Genomic DNA, 1945 nt, shown 5'->3' with positions numbered 1-1945 from the left:
TGCCGAGTAGCCGAGGGGAGTCTCACCCCTCGGCTCTCACAGAACCGTGCGTAACAGTCTCCCGTTACACGGCTCTTGTCGCTCTGCTCATCAGACCGTCACGGCGCTTGCGGTGAGGCGCCAGTGCGCGAACATGCGGGGGTATCGCTGTGCGATCTCCTGCATTTTCGCGATGGCCTTCCGCTTGGCCGCGAGCCGTTTGTACTTCTGGCGGATCCAGCGCACGAGGTAGGCGTTGATACGCATCACGAAGGGGATCAGCTCCCACGGCCTGAAACGGCTGTAGTAGTTGATCCAGCCCGCCACGACAGGGTTGATCCTGCGGGCGAGCTCTTGGAAAGATAGGTCCGAGCGGGTGTGCAGGTGCCAGGACCGCAGCTCCCGCCCCATCCTCTTCAGGGCGTCCTTGCTGATCGCCGGGTCGAACGACAGGAACAAGTTCCCGTGCCGGCTCCGACTCTTCCTGGCGCGGAACGTGTACCCAAGGAAGGTGAAGGCCGTGTGCTCGTGAGAGCCGCGGCGGCTGCCGTCCTTGCAGTAGATGATCCGGGTCTTGTCCGGGTGCAGTTGCAACCCGACCTCGACCATCCTGTCCGTGAGCGCAGCCAGGACCTGGCGGGCCTGGCGCTCCGTGACGCAGTGCATCACCGCGTCATCCGCGTAGCGTTCGAACCAGATGGAGGGGAACTCCCGGTCCATCCACGTGTCGAACGCGTAGTGCAGGAACAGGTTCGCCAGGACGGGAGACACCGGAGCCCCTTGTGGGGTCCCGCGCTCCCGCTCCAGCAGGGAGCCGTCGGGCATGACGAGCGGGGCAGCAAGCCACCGCCGCACATACAACTTCACCCAAACGGCGTCGGTGTGCGCTTCCACCGCCTTGACCAGAAGATCCCAGGGCACGCTGTCGAAGAACGTGGCGATGTCGAACTCCACCACCCAGTCCCGCTTCCAGCAACGCTCCCGGCATTTACCAACCGCGTCCAAAGCGGACCGTCCGGGCCGGTATCCGAAGCTGTCCGGGTGGAAAGCAGGCTCCACCCTACGCATCAAATGCCGGGCCACCACAGTCTGAGCCACACGGTCGGCAACAGCGGGAATGCCGAGCATTCTCGTGCCGCCGCCCTGCGGCTTGGGAATAGCTACCGCGCGCACCGGGGGCGGGAAGTACGAACCCGACGACATTCGGTTCCAGACCTTGTACAGATTGTTCTTCAGGTCCTTCTCAAAGTCGTCGACGCTCTGGCCGTCCACGCCGGGTGCGCCCTTGTTAGCCCTGACTTCCTCCCATGCCTCCTTGACTTCCCACTTCGAAATATCAAACGGCTTGATCTGAGACTTCAACTGGCCCATCGAACTCCTCCCGGACGCTGTCCGGTTGATGCGATCAACTCAGTCACGAACGACCCGGCCCCTTCGCTTCACCCCCGTTACAGGGGCTTCATCACTACTACGGACCGGTCCGCCAGCAGGCCCCGCGTCGGTACTCGACCCCTTGCGGTGTCTGCCGCTTGGGGCACTCCCTCTCGCCCACCGTCACACAGCGGGCCGTGTCGGGACCTGCCTTCTCCTGTTCCATGCGGAAGCCGCAGACCGGACTCACGTCGCCTACATGCCGGACACCACCTGGCCAATAAGCGGGCACCCGCCAGGCTCATCCCGGAGTTCTGATCACACCCCGGTTTTGATGCCGTCTGTTTTTCTTTCGACACGTCAGCAGCGATTCACTTGCGTTCGTCTTCCCGGTCCCCACCTGACACCTCTTACGGCGCCTTTTCCTCATCGCTCACCACGACGGTCATTAACCAACGCAGCATGAGGCGGTTTGAAGCCTCCCCCACAGGACGGCTTCGAAGGGCCAAAACCTTCATCTTCCACACAGCATCACTTCCAGAAGTTGCCCTACACCAACTCCCTTTCATGTTCAGGACACAAGACCAGGGAAAAC

At 62.5% G+C, this 1945-nt stretch carries 1 protein-coding gene; it reads right to left on the bottom strand.

The features are described 5' to 3' along the window. Positions 1–90: 90 nt before the first annotated feature. Entirely contained in the window at positions 91–1350 is a 1260-nt protein-coding gene (ltrA, locus tag Q5762_RS36650; protein WP_315896654.1) for a group II intron reverse transcriptase/maturase, read from the bottom strand. Between the last annotated feature and the right edge of the window lie 595 nt (positions 1351–1945).

Origin of the sequence: Streptomyces sp. P9(2023), assembly GCF_032436795.1 — a bacterium.
Classification (GTDB): domain Bacteria; phylum Actinomycetota; class Actinomycetes; order Streptomycetales; family Streptomycetaceae; genus Streptomyces.
Note: the sequence above shows the minus strand (reverse complement) of the source record. Positions and strands in the feature narration are given on the sequence as shown.